The following is a 15,596-nucleotide window of genomic DNA, read 5'->3' on the forward strand; positions in this document are numbered from 1 at the left end:
AATTGAAGTCAAAGCTATTCTAAAGGAGAAGGTTATTATGATAAATGAACAAAGAATATTAGATGAATTCCTTGAATTAGTACAAATAGACAGTTTGTCACTTAAGGAAGCAGAAGTAGCAAAAGTATTAGTTAAAAAGCTAGAAGAGATAGGGTTCTCCGTTGAAATAGACAATGCAGGGGAAAAGGCAAATGGAGAAACAGGAAACATAATAGCTACATTAAAAGGAAACAAAGAAGGTAAAAAGTTATTATTTAGCTCACATATGGATACAGTTGTTCCAGGCTTAGGAATAAAACCGATAGTAGATGAAGAAAAGGGAATAATAAGAACTGATGGAACTACTATATTAGGATCTGACGACAAGGCTGGTATAGCAGCTATATTAGAAGCTATAAGAACAGTTAAAGAAAACAACGTAGATCACACAGATATACAAGTTGTATTCTCTATGTGTGAAGAGTGTGGAATGGTAGGGGCTAAAAACTTAGACTACTCTAAAATAAACTCAGACTATGCATTTGTATTAGATAGTGGTGGTTCACCAGGTGAAATAGTAATAGAGGCTCCAGCACAAGATGTTATAAAGGTGAAAATAACAGGAAAAGCAGCTCATGCAGGTATTGAGCCAGAAGCAGGAATAAGTGCAATAATGGTAGCAGCTAGAGCGATAGAAAACATGAACTTATTGAGAATAGACAAAGAAACTACTGCAAACGTAGGTATAGTTAATGGTGGAACAGCAACAAACATAGTTATGAAAGAATTAGATATATTAGCTGAAGCTAGAAGTTTAAATGAAGAAAAATTAGATGTTCAAACTAACCATATGGTAGAAACATTTAAAAAGGCTGCTGAAGAATTTGGTGCTGAAATCGAAATAGATGTTAATAGAGTGTACACTCCATTAAACACAGATAAAAATTCTGATATAGTTAAACTTGCTAAGAAAGCCTTTGCTAACATGGGAATAGAAGGCTATACAGCAGCTAGTGGTGGAGGAAGTGACACTAATATACTATACAAAAACGGATTTTCTGCTATAAACCTAGGAGTAGGCATGAAAAATGCTCACACTGTAAATGAGTATATAGCAATAAAAGACTTGTACAATAGTGCTAGAATGTTGATAGAAATAATAAAAGAAGCATAATATATAATAATAGTGTATAATATATAAATCGCCTAGTTAAATACTAGGTGATTTTTTACTTTATAGGGTATTGATAATCTGTATTGAAGGTAAAATATAATTACTTGAGTTTAATAGTGATTTATAATAGCTTTCCAAATTGCTAAGTATAATGTATATTAACAAAATTATAGAAAGTAGAATAAACCGTACAATATAAGGGTAAATATTTACCGTTGAAAACTTAATAATATTTTTAAATAGGAGGACAATAAATGGAAACAAGATATGAAGAAGCGAATAAAGTAACTATCCAGTCGATAGTGTGGAATATCATATTGACAGTTATAAAACTAATAGCAGGGATATTTGGAAATTCTAAGGCAATGATTGCAGATGGACTTCACTCGGCATCTGATATAGTCAGTTCAATAGGTGTTTTGATAGGCAACTATGTATCTTCAAGACCAAACGACAGAGAACATAATTATGGACATGAAAAGGCAGAAACGTTGGTGTCATTTGTATTATCAGTACTTCTTATATTTGTATCTCTGACAATAGGGACAGAATCTATAAAGTCTATATTTAATCTAGATCTATTGAAGGTTCCTACCATGCTACCACTAGTGGTGTCTATAATATCCATTTTAATAAAAGAGTATCAATATAGAATTACAATTAAAATTGCAAATAAAATAAACTCTCCAGCATTAAAAGCGGATGCATGGCATCACAGATCGGACTCACTATCATCTATAGCTGCTTTTGTGGGTATAGGAGGGTCTATGCTAGGATTTAAAGTACTAGATCCAATAGCATCGATTATAGTTGCTCTAATTGTTCTTAAAGTAGGTGTGCAAATATTGATGAGCTCGGTAAATGAACTTATGGATGTATCTATAGACGACTCAGAAGAGGACAAAATAAAGGAAATAGCAGAAATAACAGATGGGGTAAGAAATTTAGGACAATTAAGGACAAGAAAACATGGTGCAACTGCATATGTCGACCTGACTATATGTGTAGATGGATCGCTTACAGTAGAAGAAGGTCATGATATAGCTACTAAATTAGAAAAACAAATAATAGAGAAGATTGATTTTGTAAAAGGAATAACTGTCCATGTAGAACCGTGTAAAAATTGCCCGAGAAATATATGTAAAAAATAATTACTTCTTAAAAAAAGAGCAGAAAAGTAATATAATGAGTCTATAGAATAATTTATAGGGGGCGACAAATGGCTAAAACGAGGAAACTAAAGAAAAATGTAGCAGTGATACTTGGAATAATTGCTTTTTTTATAGTATATTTGATATTTTTTAAAATAGGTACGACATTAGATAAAAAAACGGACGGGGTTTCTACAAAAATACAAGAAGAAGTAGAAGATACTAGACCGTTATTAACTCAATTAAAAGAAAAAGATAAGATATATTTATCTGATAAAAATGTAAAAAATATAAAAATAGAAGAAGATAATTGGAACGAAATAAAATACTTTCTTAGTGATTTGAGAAAAATAAGGAAAGTTGAAGGCTATAAGTCGGTATACGAAGGGTATACTGACGATGGTATAAAATTTTCTACAGACTCTAATTTTTTTAGAATATATACAGTAGATAAAGAAGAGTATTATAAGGTTCCGGTTTCATCTAAAGATAGTCTAAAAAAGATTCTTACAGATAGTATGTACACTTCCTTTGAGTTCTTAAAGCAGTATAAAACTTGGGAGAGTGTTACAGTAAGTTATAAAGGAGAAGTCAAAAAGATAAAGAAATGGAAGTATGACGATTTATCTTATAAGATGATCTCCAAGAGAACAGTCGGTAAAGTCCAACCTGAGAAGAGCAAAGAAAGAAGTAAGTATAATTTCGTAATCGATTTAGTAGGAGAGAATTATAATGCTAAAGTAGAGGTTATGGGAGAAGACTATATAAAAATAATAGCGAAAGATTCTATAGCTTATTATGAAGTACATGATACTTTATTTTACTACCTTAAGGATGAAGTCTTTAAAATAAACTAACAAGCCATTAAAAAAGGAAGTGTCTTAAATATACGATTATTTAAGATACTTCCTTTTTGTGATTAATTTTCTTGACTTTCAACCAAAGCCTCAGCAACCTTGTAAACTGGTCCAGCTCCAGCAGTTATTACTAAATCATTTTCATTTGTGTGTTCACTAAGATACTTAACAATATCTTCAAACTCGCTTATATATATTGCATCCACATTGTTTTGGTATAATTTTTCTACTAAATCCTTTGAATGTATATCCCCAGGATCAGATTCTCTAGCCGCGTAAATATCTGTGATAATTACCTTGTCAGCAGAATAGAATGCCTCTGAGAACTCATTTAAAAGTGATTTGGTTCTTGTATAAGTATGAGGTTGGAAAACACACCATAATGTTGATTTTTTTAGTTTTTTGGCAGCAGCAAGCGTTGCCTTTAATTCAGTTGGATGGTGTGCATAGTCATCTATAACCAAGACATCTTTATAGTTTCCTTTTACTTCGAATCTTCTTCCAACACCATTATAAGATTTTATATTCTTTCTTATAGTATCTAAATTTATTCCTGAAACTATAGATGCAATTATTGCAGCAGTAGCATTGTATATATTATGAAGCCCAGGAACTGAAAGTTCAAACTTACCTAAGTTTTCCCCTTTATATTCAATTTCGAAGATTCCATACCCATTTGGATCAAAGTCTATATTTTTTATTATTGCATCATTGTCCGTGTTTCTTCCGTATCTAATAATATTTGCTTTAACATCATGAAGTATATCAGATGTATTTTCGTCATCTCCATTTATTATGAAATATCCGTCTTTAGGAAGTAATTTACCAAATTTGTTAAACGAAGCTTTTATTTCGGTTATACCTGAGAAGTAATCAAGATGGTCTTCCTCTATATTTAAAACTATAGATATTTTAGGATTAAAGCTAAGGAAACTATCCACGTACTCACAAGCCTCAGTTATAAAATGATCAGAATTTCCTATCTTAACATTACCACCAATAATACTTAAATTACCTCCAACAAGGATAGTTGGGTCTAAATTAGCGTATTCAAATATAGCTGATAACATAGATGTCGTCGATGTCTTCCCGTGTGTACCAGAAACAGCTATAGAGTTTTTATACTCCCTCATTATTTGACCTAAAAAAGCGGCTCTATTCATAACTAGTTTATTTTTTTCTTTAGCTGCGATAAGTTCTTCATTGTCAGGATGAACAGCAGCCGTGTAAACAACCATATCTATATCATCAGATATGTTCTCTTTCTTTTGAGTTATAAATATTTTAGCACCTTGTGATCTAAGACTATCAAGTAGATAAGATTCATTCGAATCTGAACCAGAAACCTTATAACCTTTATTAAGGCAAATTTCAGCCAATGCACTCATGCTTATACCGCCAATTCCAATGAAATGTATATTCACAACAAAACCACCTTTCTTTTTAATAAGCTCTACAATATGAATTATTTTTGTGGTATAATAATATAATGTTCAATATTTTATGTTAGACTTACACATACTAGATTTAATAGTATATATAGAATATATTTTAAAATCCAATAAAACATAACTAATATTATATCATAACTAATATTTATGTGCATTATTTAGTTTATTGGAGTACAGTGGTAACTAGAGGAGGGTACTTTAATGAAGTTTAAGAGAACGGAAAGAATTGGAGCGATAGTTAAGATATTATCTGACAATCCAAATAAAACATATACATTAAGTTATTTTACGAACCAATTTAACGCGGCGAAGTCTACAATAAGTGAGGATTTATTAGTTGTTAAGAATGTTTTTGAAAAGTTACAATTAGGTAAAGTAATAACTATATCAGGAGCGGCCGGAGGAGTTAAGTATATACCTAAAACGTCAAAAGCTGAAAATGAAGAACTTTTAATGGAATTATGTGAAAAGATAAGTGATAAAACAAGAATACTATCAGGAGGGTTCCTGTATTTAATAGATTTAATTTACGATCCGACAGTAGTATCTAAAATAGGTAAAATATTTGCATCAAATATAGATTACACAGATGCTGATTATGTTGTAACTATGGAGACTAAGGGTATACCGATGGCTCTAATGACTTCAAAAGCTATGAACTTGCCACTAGTTATAATAAGAAAGGATATAAAGGTATCTGAAGGACCTACGCTTAGTATGACGTATCTAAGTGGACACAGTTCAAAAGTAGAAAGCATGAGTTTACCAAGAAAAGCCTTGAAGCCAAATAGTAAGGTTATAATTATAGATGACTTCATGAGGGGCGGAGGAACTATAAAAGGTATGGTAGACCTTATGAATGAGTTTGGTGCAGAAGTAATAGGTACAGGTGTATTTATATCTACAATGAAACCAACTGAAAAAATGGTTAAAGATTATATATCACTTATAGAATTAGACGTAGTTGGAGATGAGATAATAGTAGAACCAAATTTAAAAACATTTAGAAATGAATATAGAAATGAAAATATAGAAGAATACAATATAGAGGATATATTGGAAGAGAGTGACGAAGAATAATATTAAAAATAAAAAAGGGGAGAAGTTACTCTTTGTTGTCAGAAAATGTATGGGAAATTAAAATAGAAGATTCAAGAATTATTTGTTTCTTAATATGCAGTACTTATAGATTATAATTATTACATATTAGAAAATAAAAGAAAATTTCTATTAATATATAAATAATATGTAAAAAATAAAAAAATATGGAAATAAAAAAAGGATATTTTTAAAATTAATAGAATTACTACTTAGAAAATATAGTTTATATATTAATTTTATTAATAATAAATAATTTTTGTCAAAATCAAAGGGGGATATTTAGGTATGAAGATTACTGACGTAAGAGTAAGAAAAATAACAGATGAGGGGAAAATGAAATGTATCGTTTCATTAACATTTGATAATTTATTTGTAGTACACGACATAAAGGTTATAGAAGGTCACAATGGATTATTTATAGCTATGCCGAGTAGAAAAGTAGGAGAAGGCAACTTTAGAGATATAGCGCATCCTATAAACGCAGAAATGAGAGAAGTTTTAGAAGATGCTGTATTAAAGGCATATGAAGAGGCAGTATCTCAGTTAGAAGTTGCAGCAGAATAAGATATTTAATATAGATTTTTTTAAAGAGCCGAATAATTAGGCTCTTTTTTATATTCAAATTTCACTTAAGTTGTATACATTTTATATAAAAAGTGCTATATTATTAGTGGTAATGAAGGTTTGTATACAGAATATAATATATTTTGTTGAACCGTGTATATAAAGCAGTAAATATGAATATATGTAAATTGTATTTATATATAAACGAAAAAGGAGTATAATTTTATATATATTGCAAAAAATCTTCATTTAAAATTTGAGGATAATTTTGAAGTGCATTTATGGAAGCTATACTTATAAACAATTCTATAGCTAGTATAATTTCCAATGTATTATAAAAAGATATAAATAAAATTATGTTGAATGGAGTGTAGAAATGAACTTTAAAGCTATAATCCTTGCTGCAGGCAAAGGAACGAGAATGAAGTCTAAATATCCGAAAGTTGTGCATAAAGTATGCGGTAAAGAAATGGTTAATCATATTATAGATGTTTCAAAAAAATCAGGTGTCAAAGATATAGTTGCAATTTTAGGTCACGAATCGGATATAGTAAAATCTAGATTACCAGAAAATACAGTTATAGCAATGCAAACAGAACAATTGGGAACTGGTCATGCAGTAATAATGGCTAAAGATCACATAAAGGATGAGGACACAATACTTGTTTTATGCGGAGATACGCCATTAATTAAAGAAGATACATTGAAAAGATTATTTAACTATCATATAGAAAATTCTTATCATGCCACTGTTCTTACAACAGAGGTAGAAAATCCAACAGGATATGGAAGAATAATTAGAGATAAAAACTTAGATTTACTTAAAATAGTAGAACAAAAAGATGCAACAGAATATGAAAAGTTAGTAAAAGAGATAAATTCAGGAATATATTGTTTTAATGGAAAAAGTTTAAGAGAGTCACTAGATTTGTTGGATAATAATAACGCACAAGGAGAGTATTATCTTACAGATACAATAAAAATAATTAGAGAAAAAGGCAACAAGGTAGGAGCTTTCAATGGTTCAACAATAGAAGAGCTTATGGGTGTAAATTCAAGGGTAGAATTATCAAAGGCTGAAGAGATAATGAGAAGAAGAATTAATGAGTCACATATGGTAAATGGTGTTACTATAATTGATACTAATTCGACGTATATAGAGGCAGATGTTGAAATAGGAAATGATACTATTATATACCCTGGTGTTATGTTGAGAGGAAATACAAAAATAGGATCAGGATGTACTATAGAAATTAACTCTTGCATAACAAATTCAGTTGTAGGGGATAATTCAAAAGTAATGAATTCTACAGTTATTGACAGTGTTATTGGTGAGAATACAACAGTTGGACCTTATGCATATCTAAGACCGAAGAGTAAGTTAGGAAACAACGTAAAAATAGGGGACTTTGTAGAGGTAAAGAATGCAACTATAGAGGATAATTCTAAAGCGTCCCATTTATCATACATAGGAGATGCTCATGTAGGCAAAGATGTGAATATTGGATGTGGAGTTGTTTTTGTAAATTACGATGGTAAAAATAAATTTAAATCAGTGGTTAAGGACGGAGCTTTTATAGGATCTAACTCTAACTTAGTAGCTCCAGTTACTGTAGAGAAAAAGGGATATATAGCGACAGGATCTACTATAACTGATGATGTACCTGAGGGTTCTTTAGCAATAGCGAGAGAAAGACAGGTGGTTAAAGAAGGCTGGGTAGAAAAGAAAGACCAAAAAGATAATAAATAAAATTGGATTACTATTCTAGACTAATTAAAGTTAGTTTAGTATTATTAATAAATTACTTACAACAGTTTTAAAAATTTTCGGGAGGTTACATATGAATACTAGCGGAAGCGAAATCAAAATACTTGCAGGTAATTCATCGAAAGAGTTAGCTAAAAAAATAGCTGACTATATAGGTGTGACATTAGCAGATTGCGAAGTAGGAACTTTTAGCGATGGTGAGATATGCCTAAATGTGAATGAAACAGTAAGAGGATGCGATGTGTTTGTAGTTCAGTCTACTAATAGTCCAGTAAATGACAATTTAATGGAATTATTAATAATGATAGATGCCCTAAAAAGAGCATCAGCAGGAAGAATAACAGCGGTTATACCTTACTATGGATATGCAAGACAAGACAGAAAAGCTAAAGCAAGAGATCCAATCACAGCTAAGTTAGTTGCTAACTTAATAACTGCAGCAGGGGCAGATAGAGTGCTTACAATGGACTTACATGCCGCTCAAATACAAGGATACTTTGATATACCACTAGATCACCTATTAGGTGGAACTATATTAGCAAATTACTTTAACGAAAAAGGAATAGAAGACCTAGTAGTAGTTTCTCCAGACTTAGGAAGTGTTACTAGATCAAGAAAATTTGCAAATTCTCTAAAAGGAGAAGTTCCAATAGCTATAATAGACAAGAGAAGACCAAAAGCAAATGTATGTGAGGTTATGAATATTATAGGCGACGTTAAAGGTAAGAACGTTATATTGTTAGATGATATGATAGATACAGCTGGAACTATAGTTAATGCTGCCAATGCACTTAAAGAATTTGGAGCAAAGGATGTTTATGCATGTTGTACTCACGGAGTTTTATCAGGACCAGCGATAGAGAGAATTTCTAATTCTGCAATTACTGAATTAATAGTACTTGATACTATACAACTTCCTGAAGAAAAGAGAATAGACAAGATAAAAACTATGACAGTAGCACCTCTATTTGGTGATGCTATAAAGAAAATATTCTCTAATGAATCAGTTAGTATGTTATTTTAATTAAAGTAAGACACTATGAGTCAGGATTTTGGAATATTTCCTGTCAAAAATATAGTGTAGATAGTAACAATTAAGCTACTAAGACCTAAGTTTGGTACTCAGTTAAACTTAGGTCTTTTTATGTTTTTGTTGTTGTTAAAAATAACCAAAAATGATACTATGTAACATATAAAAGTATTTTTGATTATTATAGAATAATACATTAACATAAAATCATATATAAGATCACATAGAAATGTAGAAGTATACCCATATTTGGGTGCCTAGGGTATATGGAGTTAGTGGTGCAACCGGCTATGAGTTATTTTTAACCATAGCCTTTTTTGTATACCTAATTAAAATATATGCTATAAGAAATAATCAAACAATACATTAGGAGGAGTATTAAGTTGAGGAGAAATATTAAAAATAATCAAGACGGTTTCACTTTGACAGAATTATTAGTGGTAATAGCTATAATTGGGATATTAGCTGCTGCAGGAGTTCCGTTATTATTTAGCAATATAAACAAGGCTAGAATATCAGACTTTGAATCAGACTTCCAAACAGTAAAGATGGCGTCTATAGCATATTATTCGGACCATGATAGCGTGGCTACAGAATTTAACCAGCTGGATCCTTATATAGAGAATATGAGCAAATCTCCGCTTGGAGGAAATTATAAACTAAGGTCTAAAAAGGCTGTGGATGGGTATCAGATTATATCTGAGGGATCATATCCCATTGAAGCATTTTCTATAGATTCTAATGGAAAAGTCAAGGAAGAAGTAAGGTTAGACTCTAAAGGGGATGTTTTCTTCAGTGTTCAAGGGGTAGGTGGAAATGAAATATATCTAACTAATAAGCAGTTTAAAAAGCTTATAGATGATATAGGTGCTGAAAATATTTATATAAGTTCAGAGCCAGAAGCTTCTAAATACCAGTTCGTAGAACTTTATATTAGGGTGATGAATAATGTTTTACCAGAACCAAGTACAAATTAATGTTTTAATTTAGACTACTTAAGTCTACAAAATATGTATTTATAGTATATACATTTAATATAAATAATTATATAAATTATGAGAAATTTAGGGGGTAAGAAAATGAAGAATATTAAAAAAATAAAAAAGGTTTTACTTTAGTAGAACTACTAGTAGTAATAGCTATAATAGGGATTCTAGCAGTAGTAGCAGTTCCAGCACTATTTAAAAATATAAATAAAGCAAAAGTTGCAGATGTAGAAGCAGATTATAGCGCAATAAAGAGTTCAGTACTTTCATATTACTCAGAAGAGAATAAGTTACCTGCGGGTCTTGAAGATAGCAATGACGGAAAGGGATTATCTGATTTTATGGATACAGTTCCTAAAAAAAGTGCATTGGGTGGAAATTACGAACTTATAAACCCAAAAGATATTGATAAAGCATTATACTTACAAATAAATGGTGCTAAGATAACGCATGAACAACTATCTAAGTTAGCAGCAGATATAGGATTTGGTAATATTCAAATTGGGGCTACAGGAGCTACAACTTTAACTACAGTATCAAGCTCTAGTGATACTAAATCATTGGCAGGAGAAAATAAGGTAATAAGATTAATGCTTATAAAAAATACAGATATGTAATAGTTGCTATTCTATAAATAAAAACTTAAAAAGTATTAAATAAAAAGTATTATAAAAATTGATTTAAAGTAGCTGACTTCTGTATTAGATAGGAGTCAGCTATTTTGGGTTTAAAAACCTATATCAATAAAGATTTATAAATTATTAAGACTAATATTCAAAGGATGAGTTGCAGTTCTTTAGGTCAAAAACACCATTAATTTGTATATATTAGTGATATAATTATTATTAAGAAAAGAGGTGTAGAGATGCCAAAAAAAGTAAGGATAGGGGATAAGCTAGTAGAACATGGATACATAACAAATGAACAGCTGGATTGGGGATTATCGGTTCAAAAATCTAGTGGAAAAAGGTTAGGGGAATTCTTGGTAGATGAGGGTTTGATAACAGAAACCTTATTAATAGACGTTTTAAAGGAGTTACTCAATATAGAGAGTACCTCACTTTATGATATAGATGAAATAGCTTCTAGGGTAATACCTGAAAATATATGTAAAAGATATAATGTATTTGCATTTAAAATAGACAAAGATAAAATATATGTTGCAATGTCAGATCCGCAGGACAGAGAAGCAATCCAGGATATTAGACGTATATCTAAAAGAGAGGTTGAAGTTTATATAGCTTCAACAAAAGATATAAATAGATGTATTAGTAAGGTATATGCTAATTCAGAGATAGATCGGGCTATTAACGAATACAGCCAAGTCAAAAGGGATGTCAATGAGGAATCTTTGCCTATGGATGGAGAAGAAAATTCAGCACCTGTGGTAAGGTTTGTCAACAATATACTAGAAAATGCAGTTAGGATGGAAGCTAGTGATATACATATAGAGCAGTTTAATGATTATATGCGTGTTAGATTTAGAATAGATGGTATGCTAACTGAATATCTAAGGGGTAATACCAATCCTTACAAGGCTATAGTTAGCCGTATAAAACTAATGTCGAATATAAATATTTCAGAGACAAGACTTCCTCAAGATGGAAGGATATATTTTAAAGTTGATAATAGAGATATAGATTTTAGGGTATCTACTATGCCTACTAATAAATACGAGAAGGTTGTAATGAGGGTTTTAGACAAAAGTGCTTTTATGGCAAAAAAGGAAAATTTGGGTATAGATGAACATGGATCGAGGTTGTATGATGATTTAATATCAAATCCATATGGTCTTATATTAGTTGTTGGACCTACAGGAAGTGGTAAAACAACAACACTTTATTCAATGTTAAATCAGTTAAATACAATAGAAAGAAATATACTTACGATAGAAGATCCTATAGAGTATGAGTTGTCCGGAATAAACCAATCCCAGATAAATTTTAAGGCAGGCCTTACATTTGCAAGTGGACTTAGGGCTTTTATGAGACAAGACCCAGATATAATAATGGTGGGAGAAATCAGGGATACAGAAACAGCTGAAATAAGTATTAGGGCATCTTTGACAGGACATTTGGTTTTAAGTACATTACACGCAAATACAGCTGTCGGTTCTATATCAAGACTTTTGGATATGGGTGTAGATGGATTTAAGGTTGCATCATCCTTAATAGGAGTTATATCACAGAGATTGGCCAGAAAAGTATGTGACAAGTGCAAAAAGGCATATGAAGCGGATAGTATGGAAAAAAGTATTTTAGGATTTGATCAAAGTGAAAAATTGGAGTTATATAGAGGCGAAGGATGTAAAGAATGTAATCATACAGGATACATTTGTTTCTACGGGATGCCCTATACTACAAGGGGTAGAACATATAATAGACAGTATAGGGAACTCATTGGCTGAGAGGGCTTTAATAAAAGCTAGAGACGGTATTGTAAAAGGTGAAAGTTTAGGTTCGAGTTTGGCAGAATCGAAGTATTTTGATTCTCTACTTGTTCAAATGGTGTCTATAGGAGAGCAGACAGGTGAATTAGAATCAATAACTAATCAAATGGCAGAGTTTTATGAACAAGAGTCGGAGGTCTACTTAAATAGACTGGTTGCTATGGTTGAGCCGACTATGATAATACTAGTAGGAATATTAGTAGGTATTTTGGTAGCATCGATATTCTTACCAATGATAAGCATGTATGATGCATTATAGGGGGAAAAATTATGATGAAGTTGTATATATCATACTATGAAGATTATGTATCAGTAGTTGAGGGAGAATATAAGCCTGGAAAGGGTAAATATCACATAAAAAGTGCTGATTTTTTCTCTATGCATGATATTGATGAAAATTACAAGGATAGTAAGTATGGTTTGTTAAGGTATGCATTAGGCGAAATATCATCTAAATCTAAAAATGTTGTCCTGTGTTTAAATACTAAAGATATAATGTTGAAATCATGGAGAGTACCTAAGGTTGGCAAGAAAGATTTAGACGGGATGATATCTCTAGAGATAGAAGATATAATATCACTAGATGAAGAGGAATATGTATTTTCATATGAGGTTGTTAATAAAAGCAAGAAAGTTTTAGAACAAAATAAGGACTCCCTAGATATCGTGGTTGGAGCTATAAAAAAGGAAGAAATTGAAGAAATTGTTGATCTTTTTAGTGAATTTGACTTAGATATACTAAGAATAGATACACTTACAACTTCCTACCTAAGAATATTGAGAAATATAGAATATGAAGACATGATGATAGCTAATATTGGAGACAGTAGTACAATTATAAATATATATAAAGAAGATTCATTGTTTATATGTGATAACATACCGATAAAAATAAGTGTTGAAGATATGGAAAATGAGTTGAATAATATTGCAGTAGAAATCAAAGGGTTAATGGATTATTATTCATCTAGAAATTTCGGTAAAAATATAGAAACTATATTGATTCTAGGGAATAGGTATAATAATAAACTTATTTATAAAGAATTTAATCTTATATTTCCCGGGGAAATAGCAAGAGGAATAACACAGATAACAGATATAGATGATTTGGTGATTGGCGATATAGATACCCAGGATATAAATTTAATAGTTGAAAATTTGGGATGTATGATAGACGGATTTCAGACTAAAGAGTATGATAATATAAATTTTTTAACTAAAGAACAAAAGATGAATAAAAGAAAGAAAAAGAATTCGGCGAAAATTATCAAGAGCGTATCTATTGTATTCTTAGCAGCTATTTTATCTTATATGGGAATTTTTATTTTAGATAATTTCTATAAAAACAGATTAAATGATATTAGCAACAAGGTAGAGGATTTGGACAATCAGTATAAAAAAGCGCAGAGTATTAAGAAAAAAATTAGTTCTAAAAACAGTGAAATAAAAATCTATGATATGTTGATGAACAAAGAAGTAAGATGGGGTGAAATACTATCCTCTATAGATAAGTCTGTTCCAATTAATCTGCATTTGACAGAACTATCCACGCATTATAGCGAAAAGGATGATGGCTCAGATGACCAAACAGGTGATAATAATGTAGACAGACAAAGTGTTAAAGACAAAAAAGAAGGAAAAGAAATATACAATCAGATTCCAAGGATAATTAATATAAAAGGTAATGCACAAAGATCTTCTTATGTTGGAAAATTCTTATATAATCTTAAGCTACTACCTTATTTTAAGGATATTGTCCTGCATAGTATAGAAATTGATGAAGATAATACATATATTTTTAGTATGACCTTATACCTGAAAGAGGGTGCTATAACAAATGAATAGGGATATATTTGATAAAGATATAAAGGAAATATTCGGTGAAAATTTAAATCTAAGAAAATCAGTTTTAGTAGTATTTGCAATTTTAACTATATTTATATTTAGCTATTCTGTATTATATCCTAAGTTTAAATCGGTAGCCAATACTAGGGAAGCAATAGAGAATGAAAAGAAAAAACTGGGTATTTATCAGGAAGAAGTATCCTCTATACCTATATTAGAGGAAAGGTTAAGGGGACGCTACAATAGAGGTTAATAAAAAGAGTGAAAAGCTTGATTATAATATGGAAGATGGTTTATTTATAGTTGGTTTAGATAAAAAAATGGAAGAACAAAATATAAGTTTAGTAAATTTTGAAATAGGAAATAGTGAGAGCTATGAGAAATTTTATGCAATACCTATAACCTTAAAAGTAAGGGGGGATTATAGGCATATAAGAGAGTTGATGTATTATTTAGAAGAGCAAAAAAACATAACTCAAGTATTAGATTATAGTATGAATACATATATTGAGGAAATAAAGGAAAATAAAGATGAATCTATAAATAATAATGTATTTACTATTCAAGTACCTTCTAAATCTACAGCATATTATACTCAAAATTCGGCGATATATCATCTATATAAGGATTGTAGCTCGTTAAGTACAAGTGAACCTATAATAGAAGGAGTTGTAGGAGAACTTACAAAGAATCCATGTTTAGAATGTTTAAAAAAATATAACTTAGATAAAAATCAATTGCCAGGACAGGTACAAGAAATACAAAAACCAAAGGCTAAAGGTATAATAGAGGCGGAGTTTAAATTTATAATTTACACAAAAGAAAATCCTACAAAGATACTAGATATAGAAAATCCGGCTTCTTGGAAAAAAGGGAAATACAATCCATTTACCTCTAGCAAAAAATAATTGTTATTATAGACCAGCTAGTTAAAGTCAACAGTTTTTAAAAATATTTTATAATTATGTTTTTTCGTATAGCAAATAAACCATCAAATATACACGAATTTTTGATGGCTTATATGGAAAAATAGTTCATATTAGCCGTTAGGCTATATTAGGTAGACTTTTGTTTTCTAGATACATCTTACAGTGCAATTTAGGGTTACGTACTTCATATGGTTTTTGGTTGCGTAGCACAGAAAAAATATAGTTCATTAGCTTATGCATAATGGCAACTAGTCCAACTTTTTTGCTTTTACCATTCATATTATTTTTATAATAATTAAGCAAAACAGGGTT

The 15,596-nt window shown here is 30.5% G+C and carries 15 protein-coding genes, 1 pseudogene and 1 riboswitch; of the genes and pseudogenes, 14 read left to right on the forward strand and 2 right to left on the reverse strand.

The window, feature by feature from the left end; genetic code table 11:
* The first annotated feature begins 37 nt into the window (after positions 1–37).
* The 3 genes from BUB34_RS08790 to BUB34_RS08800 all read left to right on the forward strand — a co-directional run bounded on the left by BUB34_RS08790 (position 38) and on the right by BUB34_RS08800 (position 3,161).
* Positions 38–1,153, forward strand: a complete 1,116-nt coding sequence (locus tag BUB34_RS08790) for a M20/M25/M40 family metallo-hydrolase (RefSeq protein ID WP_073126538.1) — start codon at positions 38–40, stop codon at positions 1,151–1,153.
* Between the two features lie 254 nt (positions 1,154–1,407).
* Entirely contained in the window at positions 1,408–2,304 is an 897-nt protein-coding gene (locus BUB34_RS08795; protein WP_073126540.1) for a cation diffusion facilitator family transporter, read from the forward strand.
* Positions 2,305–2,372: 68 nt separating this feature from the next.
* Positions 2,373–3,161 carry a hypothetical protein gene (locus BUB34_RS08800; protein WP_073126541.1) on the forward strand — a complete coding sequence of 263 codons (789 nt, stop codon included), beginning with the start codon at positions 2,373–2,375 and terminating at the stop codon, positions 3,159–3,161.
* Positions 3,162–3,223: 62 nt separating this feature from the next.
* On the opposite strand, the gene murC is transcribed toward BUB34_RS08800, so the two are convergent.
* The gene (murC, locus tag BUB34_RS08805; protein ID WP_073126543.1) at positions 3,224–4,585 is read right to left on the reverse strand and encodes a UDP-N-acetylmuramate--L-alanine ligase; all 1,362 of its coding nucleotides are present in this window, start codon (positions 4,583–4,585) and stop codon (positions 3,224–3,226) included.
* A 228-nt stretch (positions 4,586–4,813) separates the two neighbouring features.
* Between murC and purR the strand changes: the two genes are divergently transcribed.
* The 11 genes from purR to BUB34_RS08855 all read left to right on the forward strand — a co-directional run bounded on the left by purR (position 4,814) and on the right by BUB34_RS08855 (position 15,263).
* Positions 4,814–5,692, forward strand: a complete 879-nt coding sequence (gene purR / locus BUB34_RS08810; protein ID WP_073126545.1) for a pur operon repressor — start codon at positions 4,814–4,816, stop codon at positions 5,690–5,692.
* A gap of 306 nt (positions 5,693–5,998) precedes the next feature.
* Entirely contained in the window at positions 5,999–6,277 is a 279-nt protein-coding gene (gene spoVG, locus BUB34_RS08815; RefSeq protein ID WP_073126546.1) for a septation regulator SpoVG, read from the forward strand.
* A gap of 376 nt (positions 6,278–6,653) precedes the next feature.
* Complete coding sequence (gene glmU, locus BUB34_RS08820; RefSeq protein WP_073126548.1) at positions 6,654–8,027, forward strand: bifunctional UDP-N-acetylglucosamine diphosphorylase/glucosamine-1-phosphate N-acetyltransferase GlmU; 1,374 nt, start codon at positions 6,654–6,656, stop codon at positions 8,025–8,027.
* A gap of 91 nt (positions 8,028–8,118) precedes the next feature.
* On the forward strand, positions 8,119–9,069 hold the full coding sequence (locus tag BUB34_RS08825) for a ribose-phosphate diphosphokinase (protein ID WP_073126550.1): 951 nt from the start codon (positions 8,119–8,121) through the stop codon (positions 9,067–9,069).
* A 222-nt stretch (positions 9,070–9,291) separates the two neighbouring features.
* A riboswitch (cyclic di-GMP riboswitch) is annotated at positions 9,292–9,374 on the forward strand.
* A gap of 84 nt (positions 9,375–9,458) precedes the next feature.
* Positions 9,459–10,052: a type IV pilin protein gene (locus BUB34_RS08830; RefSeq protein ID WP_073126551.1), complete on the forward strand. Its 594-nt coding sequence runs from the start codon at positions 9,459–9,461 to the stop codon at positions 10,050–10,052.
* 257 nt (positions 10,053–10,309) lie between these two features.
* A complete protein-coding gene (locus tag BUB34_RS13580) occupies positions 10,310–10,678 on the forward strand; it encodes a hypothetical protein (protein WP_408605778.1) in 369 nt (122 codons plus the stop codon).
* A 248-nt stretch (positions 10,679–10,926) separates the two neighbouring features.
* On the forward strand, positions 10,927–12,468 hold the full coding sequence (locus BUB34_RS08840; protein WP_073126555.1) for a GspE/PulE family protein: 1,542 nt from the start codon (positions 10,927–10,929) through the stop codon (positions 12,466–12,468).
* Complete coding sequence (locus tag BUB34_RS13585; RefSeq protein WP_242948865.1) at positions 12,449–12,769, forward strand: type II secretion system F family protein; 321 nt, start codon at positions 12,449–12,451, stop codon at positions 12,767–12,769. The genes BUB34_RS08840 and BUB34_RS13585 overlap by 20 nt, the downstream gene beginning before the upstream one ends.
* Positions 12,770–12,780: 11 nt before the next feature.
* Complete coding sequence (locus tag BUB34_RS08850; RefSeq protein WP_073126557.1) at positions 12,781–14,355, forward strand: type IV pilus biogenesis protein PilM; 1,575 nt, start codon at positions 12,781–12,783, stop codon at positions 14,353–14,355.
* Entirely contained in the window at positions 14,348–14,608 is a 261-nt protein-coding gene (locus BUB34_RS12960) for a hypothetical protein (RefSeq protein ID WP_084120327.1), read from the forward strand. Before BUB34_RS08850 ends, BUB34_RS12960 begins: the two co-directional genes overlap by 8 nt.
* A 28-nt stretch (positions 14,609–14,636) precedes the next feature.
* The gene (locus BUB34_RS08855) at positions 14,637–15,263 is read left to right on the forward strand and encodes a hypothetical protein (protein WP_084120329.1); all 627 of its coding nucleotides are present in this window, start codon (positions 14,637–14,639) and stop codon (positions 15,261–15,263) included.
* 138 nt (positions 15,264–15,401) lie between these two features.
* Here BUB34_RS08855 and BUB34_RS13420 read toward each other — a convergent pair.
* A pseudogene (locus BUB34_RS13420) lies at positions 15,402–15,596 on the reverse strand (hypothetical protein); the annotation flags it as partial.

This window comes from Asaccharospora irregularis DSM 2635 (assembly GCF_900129815.1).
GTDB lineage: Bacteria > Bacillota > Clostridia > Peptostreptococcales > Peptostreptococcaceae > Asaccharospora > Asaccharospora irregularis.

Bases quoted from the DNA above. Each gene is read 5' to 3' on its own strand.
- BUB34_RS08790 (WP_073126538.1), top strand. From the start codon at position 38: ATGATAAATGAACAAAGAATATTAGATGAATTCCTTGAATTAGTACAA.
- BUB34_RS08795 (WP_073126540.1), top strand. From the start codon at position 1,408: ATGGAAACAAGATATGAAGAAGCGAATAAAGTAACTATCCAGTCGATA.
- BUB34_RS08800 (WP_073126541.1), top strand. From the start codon at position 2,373: ATGGCTAAAACGAGGAAACTAAAGAAAAATGTAGCAGTGATACTTGGA.
- purR (WP_073126545.1), top strand. From the start codon at position 4,814: ATGAAGTTTAAGAGAACGGAAAGAATTGGAGCGATAGTTAAGATATTA.
- spoVG (WP_073126546.1), top strand. From the start codon at position 5,999: ATGAAGATTACTGACGTAAGAGTAAGAAAAATAACAGATGAGGGGAAA.
- glmU (WP_073126548.1), top strand. From the start codon at position 6,654: ATGAACTTTAAAGCTATAATCCTTGCTGCAGGCAAAGGAACGAGAATG.
- BUB34_RS08825 (WP_073126550.1), top strand. From the start codon at position 8,119: ATGAATACTAGCGGAAGCGAAATCAAAATACTTGCAGGTAATTCATCG.
- BUB34_RS08840 (WP_073126555.1), top strand. From the start codon at position 10,927: ATGCCAAAAAAAGTAAGGATAGGGGATAAGCTAGTAGAACATGGATAC.
- BUB34_RS08850 (WP_073126557.1), top strand. From the start codon at position 12,781: ATGATGAAGTTGTATATATCATACTATGAAGATTATGTATCAGTAGTT.
- BUB34_RS12960 (WP_084120327.1), top strand. From the start codon at position 14,348: ATGAATAGGGATATATTTGATAAAGATATAAAGGAAATATTCGGTGAA.
- BUB34_RS08855 (WP_084120329.1), top strand. From the start codon at position 14,637: ATGGAAGATGGTTTATTTATAGTTGGTTTAGATAAAAAAATGGAAGAA.